The sequence below is a fragment of the Paenibacillus sp. FSL R5-0766 genome, assembly GCF_037971845.1.
Classification (GTDB): Bacteria; Bacillota; Bacilli; order Paenibacillales; family Paenibacillaceae; genus Paenibacillus.
Genome location: NZ_CP150227.1, coordinates 4,410,832 through 4,429,427, shown reverse-complemented (window position 1 = coordinate 4,429,427; position 18,596 = coordinate 4,410,832). Strand labels below are relative to the sequence as shown.

Here is an 18,596-nt window from a genome sequence, read left to right as displayed (position 1 = left end):
ATGTCAATAGGCTTAAATGTTTTAAAATGTTTTGCAGATGTCTTTAGATTCACACATAAACAGAGTCACCATAAGTAATACAATAGTTAATATACCTACGACAAGAAGATGGACAGTAAGCTGTTTGGTGAACTGAATTTTACTGCTTTAATGAAGTAATGGCACGGACATAAAACCAGGACTTGGGGCAGGTCTTGAACCTATTTGGTTTTTTGGCTATCATTTAGTATACTATCCGATTGGACAACGTAATTGTTATCCATCAAATTTAACTCAAGAGGACAGACGCATCCGATGAAAAAATTCAAGTTTCCCAAGTTCAAGATTCAGAAGGCTGAGCCACAGCAGCTTACCGAGCGTTTGCTTTTAATCAATCTATACTTTACACAAGGTCTGACACTGATTATCGGAGTTGTGTGGATCTTATTGCAGAAACGAAACTTGTTAGATGTACTCGCTTGGCCTGATAATTACCAATTTATATGGTGGGGTCTTGGTCTTGCAGGAATTATGCTTGTTATGGACTTGGTACTGTCGTATGTTATACCTCAGGAAAGCATGGATGACGGTGGAATTAACGAGATGTTGTTCCGTGGGCGTCCCATCTGGCACATTGTATGTATAGCAGCCATTGTTGCTGTGTGTGAGGAATTATTATTCCGTGGAGCCATCCAACATGCCATCGGTCCTTACTGGACAAGTATTTTATTTGCAGTTATCCATATTCGTTATTTGCGCCACTGGATTCCAACAGGCTGGGTGTTTGTCTCAAGTTATGGATTGGGTTGGATTTACTTGCAGTCCGGCACATTATGGGCGCCTATATTGTGTCACTTTATTATTGATTTGGTGTCCGGATTAGCGATACGTTTTCGGAGGGGATCATGAATCAGCCATTAAGTAGAATGAAGACATATGGCAGTCAGCGCCATCGTCAATCGGATAAAAAAGAGAAATCCGAGCGTCAGGTGGCTTCTCAAGTAAGCATCGTTGCTGAAACGGCAGCAGCTGCTGAGGTTGGCGGAATCACACCAATTACTTCCGTTTCTTTACCTAGATCACAGCGCAAGCCTTATACAGAAAAACTGGAAAGTCCAGTACTTCCTCAAAGGGCACCATCACGCTCCAAAAAAACGTCAAATTCAACGGAAGAATCGATCCCCGAAGCGGGTTCGCTTCCTACACGAACAGAATTACATCCTTCACGTCGGTTAAAATTGAGCAAGAGGTTTGTCAATTCACTCATTTTTATTTTTGTCATGTTAACGATTAGTCTGGTTTGGTGGGGGGTTGAAGGGGCACCCGCTCTGAATACGTTCCTTCCCTTGCCGTGGTAATGCTTTTACTCACAGGTTTAATCATTTTGATGGGAGTTTTACTACTTTTTCATATGTGGTGTGAAGCCCACGTTCATCAAATGATTGAAGAAGAGGTTGAAGTGCCTCATCTGCCAACATCCTTTGATGGGGCTAAGATTTTGTATGTATCCGACACGCACAAGCGCAAGCTGAACCAGAAGGATCTGGCAAACGTTAAAAACAAGGTGGACTGGGTTCTGATCGGCGGGGATGTTGCGGAAAAAGGAATCTCATGGTCTCTAGTTAGACATAACATGAAAATTTTATCGAACATTGCTCCTTCATTTACGGTGTATGGCAACCATGACAAGAGGGCTGGTACCGCTCAACTTGCGCGTATCCTTCGGGAATCGGATGTTAAGCTCCTGCAGGATAATGTGGAATATCTGCAAAGGGGCAACGACAGATTGAGCCTGATCGGCATAGACTATCGTTCCAAACAGGGCGATGTATTACTACAGCAGATCGATAACCGTTTTTGCAAAATTGCTATCGTTCATGATCCTTTGCAGGCCCTGCGCTTGGAAGAAAATGCAGATCTTATTTTAAGCGGTCATACACATGGCGGACAATTGGTTGTACCATTTTTCGGACCTGTGTTCCTTAGCAAAGCGTATCGTCCCGTATCGAACGGGTGGTACTCCCTGAAGCGAAGTCCGGAGGACGTTTACCAAGAAGGCAAAATGCTTGTTAGCAGAGGATACGGTACAAATCATCTTCCTCTCCGACTAGGTTGTCCTGCGGAGATGCATATCATCACGTTAAGAGTGCCCACGGAAAAAGCACTCACAGAGAAACAGCCTTAATCCATTGGATCAAGGCTGTTTCATTTTAATGCGCAAAAGTACAATTTAACGAGCTTCCAATTCAATTGCACGCGGATCAACAAAGGAATATCCTTTCTTCTCGAGCTTGGTCAGCAATTCATCCAATGCTTCAACCGTCCATGGCAACTCGTGCATCAAAATGTTGCTGCCGGGATTTAACTGGTCCAGTACATTTTGGATGACTTTTTCCGGTTTGTCTTTGGTGCTTTTATCCCAATCGAGCGAACCATTAGACCAAGTCATATATAACATGCCATTTTTCTTCACAGCAGCCTTCAGTGCATCATTTCCCGACCCAAAAGGTGGACGGAAGAATTGCGGTTCCTCACCAATGGTATCCTTCACTATTTTTTGGACATCTGTAACCTGTTTTGCCGCCTCAGCGTTGGAGATTTTTTTGAGATCCTCATGATCCCAGGCATGATTGCCTACAATCTGACCCCGTTCATGTATGAGTTTGAGCAATTCCGGATGGCTTTTCACCCGGTAACCATTGACGAAAAATATCGCTTTAGCGTTATGTTTATCTAAAGTGTCGATTAGAGAAGTAATCATTTTTTCTTCTTTAGGTCCATCATCAAAAGTTAACAAGACCACTTTGTTTGGGCTCGCTTCATCGTTTGGTTTAATATAATAATTTTCATTCATATGATACGTTTTATCCACTTTCTCTTCTGTAGAAACCTTCTCCGAAGATTCAGGTTCTTCCTCTGTCGCAGTTGAATCTTCCGTGGAAGGTTCGGGCACACCAGTTTCGGGTTCTTCTGTTTCAGTAGGGTTAGAGTTATCTTGCTCTTCTTGAACCGTGGTAGTTGATTCGCCCGCTGGTGCTGAATTATCAGATGGTTTTTCTTCCGCTGTCCCACAAGCTGACAGCAGCAAACTTGCAGCAATGATCAATGCGGCTGTATGTCTGAACATGATTTCAACTCGCTTTCCTGTATTTATACGGAATGAGATCGCTCACTACCGCAAACACTAAATATGATTTTAACACTTGAAGGAGGTTGGTGTAATGAAGACGTCATCCTTTTTTTGGGGCATTGTCATTGGTGTTGCAGCCAGTTCATGGCTGTCCAAAGGCAAATTGCCCATGATGTCATCGGGTTCATCAAGAAATATGATGGATCAGGCAAAACATAAGATGATGGAAATGACTTTCCCGGGTATGGACGGGTTCACAAGCAAGCAAAATCAACATGGTGAATCCCACAAAAATCCGGCAGCAAAGACCGCAAGAGCAATCACACCGCAGGAAAAAGAAGCGAATATGAGCATGCTCAAAGATTTTATTCGCACCAATCCCGATGTGAAGCATGAAGTTGAGCAAATTTTAAGCCAAACAAACACAACAGTACCGGGTTTATAAACCAAAACCTCCAATTAGAATCATCCACAGTCTAGATTGGCTGTGGAATGATTCTTTTTTTGTCGATTTTACTTCGTGCATTTAGAGGTATAAAATGATAACATAACTACATAGATTTATTTTCAGCACATATTGTTTTGTGCTTCATAATCTGTTATAAGACTTGCTTATAAAGGGGAGATCCTGTATGAAAATAGAACGACTAAGTCACGATAAGATACGGATTTTCCTGACCTTTGACGATCTGAGCGAGCGCGGAATACAAAAAGAAGATATGTGGCAGGAAATACCTAAGGTTCATGAACTGTTCACTGAAATGATGGATCAGGCCTATTCCGAACTTGGATTTGATGCCACAGGTCCACTCGCTGTCGAAGTATTCGCACTTCCCGCTCAAGGGATGGTTGTCATTGTCACACGTGGAAAATATGATCCGCAACAATATGGTTCAGGTCATGAAGATGATCTTCCTGAAGAAGTATATGAAATGGAAGTTACACTCGAGCAAAGCGATTCCATCGTTTATGCATTCAAGGACTTTGAAGTGCTCATTGAAGCTGCACATATGTTGCGTCAGCATGTTACGGATGCTGGGAGACTTTATTCTTATAAAGACAAGTGGTTCTTGCATTTGGAGCCAGATGAGGTAGATTCCACCAAACATGCGGCATTGATTGCCTTGCTTGCTGAATTTGGCGAAGGATCCTCAGTTACTCCGGCAGTTATGGAAGAGTATGGTAAGGTTGTTATTCCTGCACAAGCGATTGATGTTATCTGCACCCACTTCAAACGCCAGGATTAATCTCTAGTTGTAATCGCGTCTTTAGTCAGAGGAGGGAATTTCGGTGCTTTTGTTTTCGGTCTTAGCGGCAGCAGTTGCTCCGGGTCTCGCCTTGTTAACATACTTTTACCTGAAAGACCGTTATGATTATGAGCCACTTCATATGGTATTGCGGGTTTTCCTCATGGGGATTCTGATGGTACTGCCTGTGATGATTATTCAGCGTGGCATGATGATATGGCTCGGGGATAATCCTTATCTTGAGGCCATTATGATCTCAGGTGGTGTGGAGGAATTCGTTAAATGGTTCGTACTTTATCATATCATCTATAATCACACCGAATTTGATGAGCCGTATGATGGGATCTTATATGCGGTCGCTGTTTCACTTGGATTTGCCACTGTTGAGAATGTGTTGTATGCCTTTGGGGGGAATGCATCCGTCTCAGCCATGTTCCTTCGGGCACTGCTCCCTGTTTCAGGGCACGCTATGTTTGCGGTAATCATGGGTTATTATATGGGTAAAGCCAAGTTTATCGGTGGTAAGAAAAAGCGGTGGTACCTGGTTCTTTCTCTGGTTTTACCTTTTTTCTGGCATGCATTGTACGATGTCATCATGAACACCATGCTGAACAATTGGTTGTGGTTTATAGCGCCGCTAATGGCGGGCCTGTGGTATGGGGCAATGGGTAAAATCACACGAGCTAATAACCGTTCTCCTTTTCGTTTTGTGAAGCGGGAGGAAGAGGTTAAATTATAAAAATAGGGACACACTGGTGGACATAAAGTGCATATTGCGCCTATGGCTCCGGTGTGTTTTTATTTTTACGGATAAACTCCCGGGGAATGACCAACAGAAACGGAGATCGTTGTGATGAGAATTAAAATTAAAATCAGATGCAAACAATGCGGTGAACGATTTACATTACGAGGCAAGAAAGAGCGGGGCCGAATTGAGACGGGATTCAAGCAGTGCCTATGTGATAACAGAGACCAGTTCGAAATTGAAGAAGAGGGCATGGCAACTGGGATTCAGCTGAATTAAAAGGAGGACCCAAACGGGACTTTAGCAGCCTGCTTGTGTAAGGACTGGAAATCGCATGCATAAGAGATCTTTCTTCGATCCACAATAGAGGTAGTGGTTTAGAAGAAAGGAGACTCTACGGATGTATAAACGTTTAAGTTCAGTTATGTTTCCGATATTTGCGGTTCTGCTGGTCGGTGCGCTCGTGTGGGGTTATCAGGAGAATCAGGAGAAGAATGCAATTCTGATCAAGGCAGAGAACCAATATCAGCGTGCCTTTCACGATTTATCTTTTCATATGGACAAATTGCATTCGGAGATTGGTAACACCTTGGCGGTTCACTCTACATCACAGGGGATGCATCGCAAAGGTTTGATGAATGTATGGCGACTCACCAGTGAAGCACAGAATGAGATCAACCAACTGCCACTCACCATGCTGCCATTTAACGAGACAGAGGAGTTTCTCTCACGTATTTCCAACTTTGCCTATCGGGCGTCGATGCGTGACTTGACGAACGAACCGCTAAGTGAGAAGGAAATGGGCAACCTGAAAAAGCTGTATCAGAATTCATCCGAGATTACCAAGAATCTGCAGGATGTGCAGCAGAAAGTCCTGACGGACCGATTGCGCTGGATGGATGCAGAGACTGCCATGGCAACGCAAGAGCAAACCATGGACAACACGATCGTTGATGGTTTTCGTACTGTGAACAAAAAGGTACAGGAATACCCGGAGCTTGATTGGGGGCCTTCCGTATCCAATATCTATGCAAAACGATCAGTCAAGAAACTGGGCGGTTTGCCGGTGACCAAAGAACAGATCCAGAGCAAGGCTGCAAAATTTTCTAATGCGGATAGTAGCAAAATCCAAGTGCAGGAGAACGGCAAAGGAACTGACTGGGAGTCCTACACTGCCACAATTGATCATGCCAACAATGGCAAACTGATGATGGATTTCACCCGTAATGGCGGAATGCTGATCTCTTACAGTGATACCCGTCCAATCGGAACCAAAAAAGTGTCTCGTCAGAATGCCATGGCTAAAGCAGATCAATTTCTAATGAACAAAGGTTATAAGGATATGAAGGCCGTAAACTACGACGAATATGGTAATCTGGGTAACCTTACTTATGTACGTAAGCAAGGAGACACTTTGATCTATCCTGAGAAAATGTCAGTTCGTGTAGGTTTGGATACAGGTGAAGTAACCGGCTTCCAGGCGAGTGACTTTGTCTACGAACATAATGACAAGCGCAAAATTCCGAAAGCAACGCTTACGGAGCAACAGGCGCGGAAAAAGCTTAACTCGGAGTTCGAAGAAAATTATGTTCGCAAATCCCTGATTGAGAATGATTACAGCAAAGAAGTATTGTGTTATGAATTCGGAGGGAAAATTAACGGTTCTCGTTACCGGATATACATTAATGCGAATACAGGAATGGAAGAAGCGGTTGAAGAGATCAAACCGGTCAATGCAACCTCATAAAAAGATGGATAATTTGAATTTTAAGCTGAGCGAATAACTGCGGCAGACCACGATGTGGTCTGTTTTTTCTTGTTCAATGTGAGAAAGGTCATGGTATAATAGTCCTCGTACATACGAAGATAAATACATAAAGTGGCGGTGAACAGCTTGTTTCCTAAAATAAATGAAATTTTATACATCCAGATTGCTTCTGCAGATGAAAAAGAGGAACACAAAGAATACAAATCACGCATTGCAGATATGGATGACACCAGTTTTCTGATTGAGGTCCCGATGCAACAAGGAAGCAGCCGTCTGAAAAGGCTCTTTTTCGGAGAAGAATTGTCCATTTCATATATTACGGAGGATGGGGTCCGGCATTATTTTAATACCTATGTCACGGGATTTGAGGAAGATGTGGTCCGTCTTGTCCGTATCCGCAAACCGCTTCCGAGCGATATATCCAAAATACAACGGCGCAGCTTTCTTCGTGTTCACGCAAATCTCGAACTGGCCATCCAGAGTGAAGATCTGACCCGTGCCGTCGGATTGACTGAAGATATTGGTGGCGGTGGATTGTCCATCTACGGCGAAACAGGGTTTTCAATAGCTGAAGGTCAAAAATTGAAATGCTGGTTGCTTGTTCCCTACCGGAATTCAACTATTGAACATGTGAATTTTGAAGCTGAAGTTGTGCGGATCAAAACCCTGGAAACCGGCAGACAGCTATGCATGCTGAAATTTGTCCAGATTTCAGATTCGGAGCGCCAAAAAATTATCAAGTTTTGTTTTGAACGGCAACTTGACTATCGCACGAAATAGGAATGTCGTGGCATAAAGAGAGGGAACTGCGGGTACCGTAATGAAAAAAACGGAGGTATTGCCTTGAATCATCGTCATGCAACCCGCAGATATGAACGACTTTATTATGTTTTCTCCAGGAGAATGGAACGAAAGGTTACGATTCTGATTACAGCCCTTCTAATCCTGCTTGTGCTATATCAATTGCTACTGTTGGTACCAGGCTTCAAAAAGAATTTGACCACCATTGACCGCCTGGAAGGAACGCCAATTGAAGTGCAAGCGGTGAATGATTACAAATGTCGTTGATTTGTCTGTTTTTGCATCCATGTGTAGAGTGTGGTATAATTTTCACGATGCAGGCAATGCCTGTTTTTTTATTGAGGTTTATCGTTTGAGGAGGAATGCCCCGTTGGCAAGCCAGAACACATCAGAGAACGGGAAAATGAACGTTGCAATTGACGGACCTGCCGGTGCCGGGAAAAGCACGGTGGCCCGATTGGTTGCAGAGGCGCTCGCGTATGTATACGTCGATACAGGCGCAATGTACCGTGCGGTAACCTTGCACATGCTTCGGAAAGATATTGCGCCGGAAGAAGTGGCACAGGTACTTCAGGAAGCCCAAAAGCTGGTCATTGATTTACAACCGGATCCCGACGGACAGAAAGTGTTCTGTAATGGGGAAGAAGTAACCTCGGAAATCCGCTCCCGTGAAGTGACGGGAATCGTGTCCCGATATGCGCAAATCGAGGGGCTGCGTACGCAATTAGTGGATACTCAGCGGCAAATGGCTTTGCGCAAGGGCGTCGTCATGGATGGACGCGATATCGGAACGACAGTACTGCCCGATGCGGAAGTGAAAATCTTCATGACTGCCAGTGTCGAAGAGCGTGCGCTTCGCCGCTTCAAAGAACTGGACCCCTCTGAAGGACTGACGTTGCAACAGCTGGAGCGAGACATTGCCACCCGTGACAGATTGGATGAGAATCGGGAAATTTCCCCATTGCGTTGTGCTGAGGATGCTATCGTCCTTGATACAACGGAGATGAACATTCATGAAGTGGTTGACAAAATCGTATCTTATTGCACAATGGTCAGAGGAGAGATCGGTCTATGATTTACACATTTTGCAGCACATTACTGCGGATCATTTATACCATTCTTTTCCGCTTGGAGGCCGTTGGACGGGAGAATATTCCGAAAGAAGGCGGCGTACTTTTATGTTCCAATCATATTAGTAACTTCGATCCTCCAACCGTTGGTATCAAAATTCGCCGTCAGGTGCGTTTCATGGCCAAAAGCGAATTGTTTGACATTCCGGTACTCGGCCGAATTATTAAAGCCGTGGGTGCTTTCCCCGTTAAACGTGGAGGTGTCAGCAAGGAATCCATCAAAACCTCACTCAATATTTTGCGTGATGGGCAAGTGCTTGGAATCTTCCCCTCGGGAAGCCGTCACAATGATGGAGGTATCGGCAAAAAAGGGGCAGCGAGTTTTGCTCTCCGCAGTGGCGCTACAGTTATTCCTACTGCTATTATCGGTAACTACAAAGTTTTTCGTAAGATGAAAGTTGTATATGGAGCACCAGTAAGTTTGGACGAGTTCAAGGAAGACCCATCTGGAGAAGCTCTGGAGAAGGCGACTGAAAAGATTATGTCCAAGATTAACGAAATGGTGCAAACGGGCGTGCCAAGCAAGTAATGGCTTCGTCGGTAGCTGAGTGCATGTTTCCATATTTTTGAGGGAGACTAAAGCTTGAGCACTCAGTGATGAAAGTGTTTTGAACTCTGCTACAGGCAGGTTTGAATATAATGGGGTTTTTGAATTGAGGAGGGTATTTGACATGTCGGAAGAAATGAAAAATCAAGAAGCAACCCAAGATGAGTTGGATCAATTCGTTTCCTTGAAAAAAGGAGATACCGTAAAAGGAACCATCGTCAAATTGGAAGATAACCAAGCCTATGTGAGCATTGGATATAAATATGACGGTGTCATTCCAATTCGTGAACTGTCTTCATTACATGTTGACAGCGCGTCTGACGCAGTAGAAGTTGGACAAGAAGTTGAAGCTAAAGTTCTTAGCATCGACGACGAGAAAGAAAAACTCGTTCTGTCCAAACGTGCAATCGACAGCGAAAACGCATGGGATCAATTGCAAAAGCATTTTGAAGACCAAGACGTATTCGAAGTTGTTGTAGGTGATGTTGTTAAAGGCGGTCTGGTAGCAGACGTGGGCGTACGTGGATTTATCCCGGCTTCCATGGTTGAACGCCATTTCGTTGAAGACTTCAGCGACTACAAAGGACGCACACTGCGTGTTAAAGTGAAAGAGATCGACCGTGAGAACAACAAAGTGATCCTTTCCCAAAAAGACGTACTGGAGCAAGAATTCGAAGCAAACAAAGCTACAGTAATGGCTGGTTTGCAAGAAGGTCAAGTAATCGAAGGTACAGTACAACGTTTGACTCAATTCGGTGCATTCGTTGATGTGGGCGGAGTTGACGGTTTGGTTCACGTATCCGAGCTGGCTTGGACACACGTTGAAAAACCATCCGATGTACTGTCTGAAGGTGATAAAGTTAGTGTGAAAGTGCTGAAAGTTGACCCTGAAAAAGGCAAAATCAGCCTGAGCATGAAAGCTGTTCAACCAGGTCCTTGGGAAACAGCAAGCGAAAAATTCAATTCCAGCGATATCGTAACAGGTGTTGTAAAACGTCTGGTAGACTTCGGTGCATTTGTTGAAATCGCTCCTGGTGTTGAGGGACTTGTGCATATCTCGCAAATCTCCCACAAACACATCGGCACTCCTCATGAAGTGCTGAAAGAAGGACAAGAAGTTCAAGTTAAAATCTTGGACATGAACCCTTCTGAGCAACGTGTAAGCTTGAGCATCAAAGAAACAGAAGAAGCTCCAGCTCAACCACAAAAATCAGAAAGACCTTCAAGAAACAACGCTCCGCGTGAAGAAATCAACAATCCAAACGTTTCCTTGAACAATCAAGGTATGAGCACTACGCTTGGCGAACTGTTTGGAGACAAACTCAGCAAATTCAAATAAGTTAACAATGCATGGTTCTAAGTTATATACTGCATATTTTGCTGAATAACAAAAGCAAGATCGGCGAGCCCAAGGCGGGTTCGCCGATTGTTTTTATTGCGAGTAATTTGGCATGAAACGTTAGCCAAGACATATCTTTTTTGCTATGATGAGTATCGTAAGTATGGACAGGAGGAGTGGAATGTATGGCAAGACCCGTTGTGGCAATTGTCGGACGACCGAACGTGGGTAAATCCACCATTTTCAATCGGATCATCGGCGACAGACTGGCCATTGTGGAAGACAAGCCGGGCATTACCCGTGACCGCATATATGGAATCGGTGAATGGAACGGTAAACCATTTAGTATCATTGATACAGGTGGTATCGAAATTGATGGTGAAGATGTAATCTTAAAATCGATTCGGATGCAAGCAGAGCTCGCTATTGAAGAAGCGGATGTTATTGTATTCATGTGTGATGCAAAAGCAGGTATTACGCAATCGGATGAAGAGGTAGCAGAGATGCTCTACCGCTCAGGCAAGCCTATTGTTGTAGCCGTTAACAAAGTGGATAATATCGGACGAAGTGAGCTCATTTATGAGTTTTATGGATTTGGTTTCGGTGATCCCATCGGCGTATCCGGAAGTCACGGTACAGGTGTAGGTGATTTGCTTGATGCAATTGTGGAGAAGCTACCAGAACTTGAGGAAGAGACTTACGATGAAGATGTCATTCGTGTAGCTCTGATCGGACGTCCTAATGTGGGTAAATCTTCACTGGTGAACGCTATTCTGGGTGAAGAGCGTGTCATTGTAAGTGATGTGGCTGGAACGACCCGGGATGCAATTGATACACCTTTTGAAAAAGACGGCCAACGTTACGTGCTGATTGATACAGCAGGTATGCGTAAGCGTGGTAAAGTATATGAAACAACTGAGAAATACAGTGTAATGCGTGCGATGCGTGCGATTGAGCGTGCAGATGTTGTTCTGATTGTCATTAATGGTGAAGAAGGCATTATTGAACAGGACAAGCATATTGCAGGATATGCATTCGAAGCGGGTAAAGCGTCATTGTTTGTTGTGAACAAATGGGACGTGGTAGAGAAGCATGACAAAACGATGAAAGAGTTTGAGAGAAAAATTCGGGATCACTTCCTGTTTATGACTTATGCTCCGGTCGTATTTTTGTCGGCCCTCACAAAACAACGCTTACAAAAATTGTTGCCGGTTGTGCAACGTGTAGCAGAGCAACACTCGTTACGTGTGCAGACCCATCTGCTTAACGATGTGGTGTCTGATGCGGTTGCCATTAATCCTCCGCCAACAGATAAAGGACGGAGAATGAGAATTAACTATGTGACTCAGGTTGCAGTTAAACCGCCGACCATGGTTATTTTTGTGAACGATCCTGAGTTGATGCACTTCTCATATGAGCGCTATCTGGAGAATAAAATCCGTGCAGCGTTTGATTTCGAAGGAACACCAATTCGCATATTTACTCGGAAGAAGTCCGACGAAAGTTAGGGGAGAAGTGTGTGATTTTACAAATCGCAGCGATTGTACTGAGTTATCTGCTCGGTTCGATCAGCTTTAGTGTCCTCCTTGCCAAAGCGATACGGGGGATCGATATTCGTCAGCACGGAAGCGGAAACGCGGGAGCTACCAATACATTGCGTATTTTGGGTAAAGGACCGGCAATTGCTGTTCTTTTACTTGACGTACTTAAAGGTGTTGCAGCTGTATGGATTGGAATCTGGCTGAGTGACGGTTCTGCCTGGATTCCTGCACTCAGTGGTATAGCAGCCATTGCAGGACATAACTGGCCGCTTTACTTCCATTTTCGTGGAGGAAAAGGCATTGCCACAGCCATTGGTGTTCTGGTGAGTCTTGCTTTCCTGCCTGCGTTATGTGCTGGGGTGATCGCCATTCTGTCTATTGTATTGACACGCTATGTTTCATTGGGGTCTCTGATTTTTGTAGCATTTACACCCATCTTTATCCTGGTATTACCCGGATATTCAATGAATATCTTCTGGGGGAGTCTGATTATTTGTCTGTTTGCGTTCTGGAGACATCGTACCAATATTGCGAAGCTCGCCAAAGGACAGGAAAATAAATTGGGATCGAAAAACCCTGGAGGGGGTAAACGAGTTGTCTAAAAAAGTTGCTGTTCTGGTCGCTGGAAGCTGGGGGACAGCTCTCGCCAGTGTACTCGCCGCCAATCAGTTGGACGTGATGATGTGGACACGTGGTGAAGACCAGGCTAACGAAATCAATAACAAACACACCAATACTCGCTATCTTCCGGATGCGGAGCTTTCAACACGGATTGAAGCAACAACTGATATGGAAGCTGCGGTGGAAGGTGCTATAGCTGTGTTAATTGTTGCGCCTTCATCAGCCATGCGTGCAGTTACGAACCAGCTTAAGGCGTATTACAAGCCTGAGATGTTAGTCATTCATGCAACCAAAGGTTTCGAGACAGAAAGCCTGAAACGGATGTCCACAGTCATTTCAGAAGAGCTTGAATGTGAGGAAGGACGTGTGGTTGTTCTTTCTGGCCCAAGCCATGCGGAAGAAGTGGTGAAGCGTTGTCCAACGACAGTGGTTGTAGCTTCACTGGATAAGGCATCTGCCGAGTCTGCCCAAGCTTTGTTTATGAATGCCTATTTCCGGGTTTACACGAATCGGGACATGATCGGCGTTGAGCTTGCAGGCGCATTCAAAAATATCATTGCTCTTGGTGCAGGCATGTCCGATGGTCTGCAATTTGGTGATAATGCCAAAGCCGCTTTGCTAACACGCGGTTTGGCAGAGATCACACGTATTGGTGTTGAGATGGGAGCAAATCCGCTAACGTTTTCGGGACTTGCCGGAATCGGGGATCTGGTTGTAACGGCTACAAGTCAGCACAGTCGGAACTGGAGAGCAGGTTCCATGTTGGGCCAGGGACAGAAGCTGGATGATGTACTGAAGTCCATGGGCATGGTGGTAGAAGGCATTCGAACTACGCAAGCTGCCTATTTCATCTCACAAAAATACGGTGTGCAAATGCCAATTGCGGATCAGTTATATCACGTTTTATTCCAGGAGAGACAGCCGCGTGATGCGGTTGAAGCCTTGATGGGACGTGACCCGAAGACTGAAATGGAAGTCATGAAGCTTGAAACCTGGGAGCAGTGGCATTCCTGATTGTAATCAGCCTAAACGTACCTTGTGAAATAAGAAGCTTATTCACCTTTTCTGTCGCAGACTCATACTATACACATGAGTATTGCCGGAGGAGGGGAGACGAATGGGTAACAACATTTCCAAAGATGCATTGAATGCAATCAACAAGAAAACGGGTAAAACGATAACGGAAGGTGCCGTTAAGAAATTGGCAAGCACGGTGAAACCAACGACGATTCAGAATGAAGCTCAGTTGCGCCAATTGATCAAACAAGTATCCGCCATGGCGAAAGTTCCGGTATCTGAGGATACGGTTAAGGATATTGTGAGTGCGGTCAAGAAAAGCGGATTGAATCCGAGCAGTATGGAATCGTTAATGAAAATGATGATGAAAAAATAATAGATCACACCTGCATGTGCAGGTGATCCAGTAAGACAAAAAGACGAGTCGGCTTCTGCCGGCTTGCTTTTTTGTCTTTTTTTTGGAAAGTTGAGCTGAATTTCGTGTTATAATGGTTGCAATTGTCACAGTGTCAGTGATGAATATCGGACTGAAGGGGAGACTGCTGGATTATGAGCGCAATGGACAAGATGTGGCTGTCATTGGTGGCCATCCTCATTATGGGATTATCTGTATTCCTGATTACGTTTGCTCGTGCCAAAACAAAGGGTATTGTACGGGGGATTCTTTCTCTGATTGCATTTTTGATTATGCTGATTGGCTTGTTCGGTGGAATCGCTTCTCTGACCTGATTTCCCATGCCTGAAGGATAACATCCGCATAAGCACATCATAAGAACTGACACAATGAACACGGATGAGGGGAGTGTGAGCCTATGGGGCCGCATGATACGGAGGGTCGGACAGAGCGTTATCCGGAATTACACGCGGCTTTGCTGGAAACGGCCAAAGCCTGGAACACACAGCCGCAGACATGGTTACTTGGAGGAAGTTGTGGGTTGCTGCTTCAAGGGGTGGAGTTGCAACAGGCTCCGAGAGATATTGATATCTATGCGGATGTTGCTGCTGCTAAGGAACTTCACCGAATCGCTCCGGGGGAAATGCTTGACGAGCCTACAGTGGACAAGACAGGACCTTATGCTTCTCTGCTAAGCCACTATCAGGTGGGTGAATGTGCGCTGGAACTGGTGGGTGGTTTCGAAATATGGGCTCGCAAAAGTTGGTACCGTATTGAGATTGAACATGTACTTGCTCCGCATGCACCAGTAGCACAAGTGGGTTCATATAGCCTGCGACTGATGCCGCTTGCGCATGAGCTGTTGTTTAATCTGCTGCGAGGTCGTGAAGATCGTTATGTCCCCATTGCGACACAGATGCGCGAGCAGCCAGATGCACATCAACCTATAATGATGCTTTTAAGTCAACAGAATGTATGGACAAGCCGCTTCAGAGCCGAAGTGGAAGAGCTTGTTGGCTTTACATGGCCCCAGTAGGTTGAGGGAGGAAAATGATGGACTATAAAGTTACTTTTTTACCTATGAACAAATCGATAGTGCTCAAACCAGGAGCAACACTTCTGCATGCAGCACGACGTGCTGGTGTCAAGATTACGACCCGATGTGATGGTAAAGCGGCTTGCCTGATGTGCAAAGTGAATGTGGATGAAGAACATCGGGCGGAACTGTATCCACCAACAGATGCAGAAAAGCGCAAGCTGGGTTCACTGTTGGAAGCAGGTACACGACTGTCCTGTCAGGCCAAGGTGTGTGGATCTCTATCGGTTCATGTTCCAGAGGACCCGCTGAAGGCAGCCATTCGGAAACAACTGGAACGTCAACAACAGGAAGACGACTGGTTCTGAGCGTTATGACATTGATTCTCTAATGAGTTATTCAAGGAGGACACGAATGATTAAGAACAAGCCAAAATGTGTGGAAGGAAGCAGACGGCAGCGTCTGAAACATCAGACGGGCGGTCTGCTGTTATTCCTGTTGTTTGCTTTTACAGCAAGTGGTTGTATGTATCCATCCCAGAGTAATTCGGACCCTAAGATAGCCTATCGGGAAAGCGTGAGCCGTATCCAGAGTGCGGTCGAGGCATTCCAGCAAGATGAGGGGATTTTGCCAATCATCAATGCAGATATGGAAACGCCAAAATATGAAAAGTTCAGAGTGGATCTGCCCAAGTTGAAACAACTGGGGTATCTGGATGAAATACCAGGGACTGCTTTTGAAAGTGGTGGGAGCGCTTACTTCCTTATTCAGGACGAAGAAGTGAATCCGACTGTTAAAGTGATGGATCTTCTGACCATACAGAAAGTAAACGATGTGCAACGAATGGTTAATCAATATAAGTCCGTACATAACAATAAGCTGCCAAGCGGGGAAGAACTGTATCCGGGGTTATATGCTGTGGATATGGAGCAGGCTGCTCAGGCAGGTACTCCTTCCATTACGCTGAATAGTGTATATTCAGGTCAGGCGTTACCTTTTATGATGGATGACGAAGGCAAGGTCTATGTGGATTATGCTTTTGACATTATGCAGGCGGTGGAAAAGTCTGACGTGTCTCCAACAGACACTGAAGATGTTCGGGATTTACTGGTGGAACACTCCTACTTCGTACCTGTAAAATCCGTTTTCTACGCTTGGAAAAATAATGCGCCGGTTGCCCAGCCCATAAAATAAGCATGGTTGCAATTCAAATGATTTAGCTGTATGACCACCATGCCTCTAATGGTTCAAAAAGAGATATTCCAAATAAGGGATATCTCTTTTTCTTTTGTCAGTATGAGCAATAACCGTCATAAAAGCTTCACGGATCACATAAAGTAGATTGAAATAAAGACGCGCAGTCCGAGATCGGGGGATTCTCCTAATGTCATCACCATAAGATAAAAAAACAAAAATACGCGTCATATTGCCGCATACGGATACATAAGATGATACTAGTCCAATTGCATGTACGAGTTAACGCCGCTCTCGCCGGTTTCATCAGAATGCAACGTTCGGCGGCGGACGACTTCCGGGCACTCACAAAGGCGGCTCTACCGTTGCAGGGATTTCAGTCTTCTGATTGAAAAAACGAAGCGGATGCTCTTTAGCATTTTTCCTTCGGAGTAATTTAGGGAGGGGATTTCATTGGAGAAAGTGGACATTTTTAAGGACATAGCTGAGCGGACCGGAGGGGATATTTATCTCGGGGTTGTCGGCGCAGTCCGGACGGGAAAATCAACATTTATTAAACGATTCATGGAAACCATCGTGTTGCCAAACATCACTAACGAGGCTGACCGTGGTCGAGCGGTGGATGAACTTCCACAGAGTGCAGCAGGTAAAACCATCATGACTACCGAACCAAAATTCGTACCAAATAACGCAGTCCAGATCAAGGTGGCAGAAGGACTTGATGTCAATGTGCGTCTTGTGGATTGTGTAGGTTACGCGGTGGAAGGAGCCAAGGGATACGAGGATGAGAATGGTCCACGCATGATCTCCACGCCTTGGTTCGAGGAACCAATTCCATTCCAGGAAGCCGCCGAGATTGGTACTCGCAAAGTCATTCAGGAGCATTCTACACTGGGTGTTGTGGTAACAACAGACGGCACAATCGCCGAAATTGCCCGCAGCTCCTATGTGGAATCTGAAGAACGGGTCATTGCGGAATTAAAAGAAGTGGGTAAACCATTTGTCCTGGTTATCAACTCCACTCGTCCTCGCAGTGAAGAAGCCCTGCAATTGCGGAGTGAGCTTGCTGCCAAATACGACATTCCGGTGATGACACTCAGTGCAGCGACCATGACGGAAGATGATGTGACGGGTGTACTTCGTGAAGTGCTCTATGAGTTCCCTGTGCATGAAGTGAATGTAAACTTGCCGAGCTGGGTTATGGTACTCAATGAGACTCACTGGCTGCGTAGCAACTACGAAAACTCCGTACGTGATACCGTTAAGGATATTCGCAGACTTCGTGACGTGGATCGGGTTGTCGCACAGTTCATGGAATATGAATTCATTGATCGCGCAGGCCTGAGTGGCATGAATATGGGGCAGGGTGTAGCCGAAATTGACCTGTACGCGCCAGATGAACTGTATGATCAGATTCTCGTGGAAGTGGTTGGCATCGAGATTCGCGGTAAGGATCATCTGCTGCAATTGATGCAGGAATTCTCGCATGCGAAGAGAGAGTATGACCGCTTTGCAGAAGCGCTGGAGATGGTCAAAACGACCGGATACGGCATTGCCGCTCCATCTCTCGCCGAGATGGCTCTGGATGAACCTGAGCTCATTCGTCAGGGTACCAAATTTGGCGTACGTCTGAAAGCAACGGCACCGTCCATTCACATGATCCGGGTTGATGTGGAATCGGAGTTCGCTCCAATCATCGGTACGGAGAAACAAAGTGAGGAACTGGTGAGATACCTGATGCAGGACTTCGAGAACGATCCGATCAAGGTATGGGATTCAGACATGTTTGGTCGTTCCCTGCACTCCATTGTGCGAGAAGGTATTCAGGGCAAGATTGCCATGATGCCGGATAATGCAAGGTACAAATTGCAAGAGACGCTGGGAAGAATCATTAACGAAGGTTCGGGCGGCTTGATCGCCATCATTCTGTAAGACATCAAAAGACCGTAAGGGGGCATCCCCTCGCGGTCTTTTTTACGTGATTTCTTTATTTTGGATGAAATGGATGGGAAGAATAGTACTTTTGAAAAAACTTAGCGAGTTTTAGCTTTAAATTGTTAAAACCCATTTACATACTAGGGATTAGCCGTTATATTAATATTCAACT

23 protein-coding genes are annotated in these 18,596 nt (G+C 45.1%); 22 read left to right on the top strand and 1 reads right to left on the bottom strand.

Annotation, left to right across the window (positions count from 1 at the left end; genetic code table 11):
- The first annotated feature begins 294 nt into the window (after positions 1-294).
- The 3 genes from MKY66_RS19120 to MKY66_RS19110 are packed head-to-tail and all read left to right on the top strand — an operon-like array spanning position 295 to position 2,164.
- Entirely contained in the window at positions 295-888 is a 594-nt protein-coding gene (locus tag MKY66_RS19120; protein ID WP_036607728.1) for a type II CAAX endopeptidase family protein, read from the top strand.
- Positions 885-1,337 carry a hypothetical protein gene (locus tag MKY66_RS19115; protein WP_076209898.1) on the top strand — a complete coding sequence of 151 codons (453 nt, stop codon included), beginning with the start codon at positions 885-887 and terminating at the stop codon, positions 1,335-1,337. The genes MKY66_RS19120 and MKY66_RS19115 overlap by 4 nt, the downstream gene beginning before the upstream one ends.
- Before the next feature lie 53 nt (positions 1,338-1,390).
- The gene (locus MKY66_RS19110; protein ID WP_339805628.1) at positions 1,391-2,164 is read left to right on the top strand and encodes a metallophosphoesterase; all 774 of its coding nucleotides are present in this window, start codon (positions 1,391-1,393) and stop codon (positions 2,162-2,164) included.
- A gap of 45 nt (positions 2,165-2,209) precedes the next feature.
- Here the strand turns inward: MKY66_RS19110 and MKY66_RS19105 are convergent, their stop codons facing one another.
- Positions 2,210-3,106, bottom strand: a complete 897-nt coding sequence (locus tag MKY66_RS19105) for a polysaccharide deacetylase family protein (protein WP_076209899.1) — start codon at positions 3,104-3,106, stop codon at positions 2,210-2,212.
- Positions 3,107-3,200: 94 nt separating this feature from the next.
- Here MKY66_RS19105 and MKY66_RS19100 point away from each other — a divergent pair, with 94 nt between their 5' ends.
- From MKY66_RS19100 to spoIVA, 19 genes are all read left to right on the top strand, one after another.
- Positions 3,201-3,554 (top strand): hypothetical protein, encoded by a 354-nt coding sequence (locus MKY66_RS19100; protein WP_047843572.1) that lies wholly within the window; start codon positions 3,201-3,203, stop codon positions 3,552-3,554.
- A gap of 187 nt (positions 3,555-3,741) precedes the next feature.
- The gene (locus MKY66_RS19095) at positions 3,742-4,356 is read left to right on the top strand and encodes a genetic competence negative regulator (RefSeq protein WP_076209900.1); all 615 of its coding nucleotides are present in this window, start codon (positions 3,742-3,744) and stop codon (positions 4,354-4,356) included.
- A gap of 43 nt (positions 4,357-4,399) precedes the next feature.
- Entirely contained in the window at positions 4,400-5,095 is a 696-nt protein-coding gene (gene prsW, locus MKY66_RS19090; RefSeq protein WP_076209901.1) for a glutamic-type intramembrane protease PrsW, read from the top strand.
- A 114-nt stretch (positions 5,096-5,209) separates the two neighbouring features.
- Positions 5,210-5,380: a hypothetical protein gene (locus MKY66_RS19085; protein WP_165980215.1), complete on the top strand. Its 171-nt coding sequence runs from the start codon at positions 5,210-5,212 to the stop codon at positions 5,378-5,380.
- 121 nt (positions 5,381-5,501) lie between these two features.
- Entirely contained in the window at positions 5,502-6,848 is a 1,347-nt protein-coding gene (gene ypeB, locus MKY66_RS19080) for a germination protein YpeB (protein ID WP_076209902.1), read from the top strand.
- Between the two features lie 147 nt (positions 6,849-6,995).
- A complete protein-coding gene (locus MKY66_RS19075; RefSeq protein ID WP_076209903.1) occupies positions 6,996-7,649 on the top strand; it encodes a flagellar brake domain-containing protein in 654 nt (217 codons plus the stop codon).
- Positions 7,650-7,712: 63 nt separating this feature from the next.
- A complete protein-coding gene (locus tag MKY66_RS19070) occupies positions 7,713-7,937 on the top strand; it encodes a hypothetical protein (protein ID WP_076209904.1) in 225 nt (74 codons plus the stop codon).
- A gap of 103 nt (positions 7,938-8,040) precedes the next feature.
- Complete coding sequence (cmk, locus tag MKY66_RS19065; RefSeq protein ID WP_076209905.1) at positions 8,041-8,745, top strand: (d)CMP kinase; 705 nt, start codon at positions 8,041-8,043, stop codon at positions 8,743-8,745.
- Positions 8,742-9,329 (top strand): lysophospholipid acyltransferase family protein, encoded by a 588-nt coding sequence (locus MKY66_RS19060; RefSeq protein ID WP_076209906.1) that lies wholly within the window; start codon positions 8,742-8,744, stop codon positions 9,327-9,329. Before cmk ends, MKY66_RS19060 begins: the two co-directional genes overlap by 4 nt.
- A 142-nt stretch (positions 9,330-9,471) precedes the next feature.
- Positions 9,472-10,686, top strand: a complete 1,215-nt coding sequence (gene rpsA, locus MKY66_RS19055; protein ID WP_036607712.1) for a 30S ribosomal protein S1 — start codon at positions 9,472-9,474, stop codon at positions 10,684-10,686.
- Between the two features lie 185 nt (positions 10,687-10,871).
- Positions 10,872-12,194 (top strand): ribosome biogenesis GTPase Der, encoded by a 1,323-nt coding sequence (gene der / locus MKY66_RS19050; protein ID WP_076209907.1) that lies wholly within the window; start codon positions 10,872-10,874, stop codon positions 12,192-12,194.
- Between the two features lie 11 nt (positions 12,195-12,205).
- Positions 12,206-12,829 (top strand): glycerol-3-phosphate 1-O-acyltransferase PlsY, encoded by a 624-nt coding sequence (gene plsY, locus MKY66_RS19045; protein WP_076209908.1) that lies wholly within the window; start codon positions 12,206-12,208, stop codon positions 12,827-12,829.
- Positions 12,822-13,862 (top strand): NAD(P)H-dependent glycerol-3-phosphate dehydrogenase, encoded by a 1,041-nt coding sequence (locus MKY66_RS19040; RefSeq protein WP_076209909.1) that lies wholly within the window; start codon positions 12,822-12,824, stop codon positions 13,860-13,862. Before plsY ends, MKY66_RS19040 begins: the two co-directional genes overlap by 8 nt.
- A 103-nt stretch (positions 13,863-13,965) precedes the next feature.
- Positions 13,966-14,241 carry a stage VI sporulation protein F gene (locus MKY66_RS19035; protein WP_017687687.1) on the top strand — a complete coding sequence of 92 codons (276 nt, stop codon included), beginning with the start codon at positions 13,966-13,968 and terminating at the stop codon, positions 14,239-14,241.
- Positions 14,242-14,414: 173 nt separating this feature from the next.
- Positions 14,415-14,594: a DUF2768 family protein gene (locus MKY66_RS19030; protein ID WP_036607705.1), complete on the top strand. Its 180-nt coding sequence runs from the start codon at positions 14,415-14,417 to the stop codon at positions 14,592-14,594.
- Between the two features lie 83 nt (positions 14,595-14,677).
- Positions 14,678-15,295, top strand: a complete 618-nt coding sequence (locus tag MKY66_RS19025; protein WP_076209910.1) for a hypothetical protein — start codon at positions 14,678-14,680, stop codon at positions 15,293-15,295.
- 17 nt (positions 15,296-15,312) lie between these two features.
- Positions 15,313-15,663 (top strand): 2Fe-2S iron-sulfur cluster-binding protein, encoded by a 351-nt coding sequence (locus MKY66_RS19020; protein ID WP_076209911.1) that lies wholly within the window; start codon positions 15,313-15,315, stop codon positions 15,661-15,663.
- 46 nt (positions 15,664-15,709) lie between these two features.
- Positions 15,710-16,489, top strand: coding sequence for a hypothetical protein (locus MKY66_RS19015; RefSeq protein WP_076209912.1), 780 nt, complete (start codon positions 15,710-15,712; stop codon positions 16,487-16,489).
- Between the two features lie 453 nt (positions 16,490-16,942).
- Positions 16,943-18,421, top strand: coding sequence for a stage IV sporulation protein A (gene spoIVA / locus MKY66_RS19010; protein WP_036607700.1), 1,479 nt, complete (start codon positions 16,943-16,945; stop codon positions 18,419-18,421).
- The last annotated feature ends 175 nt before the right edge of the window (positions 18,422-18,596 follow it).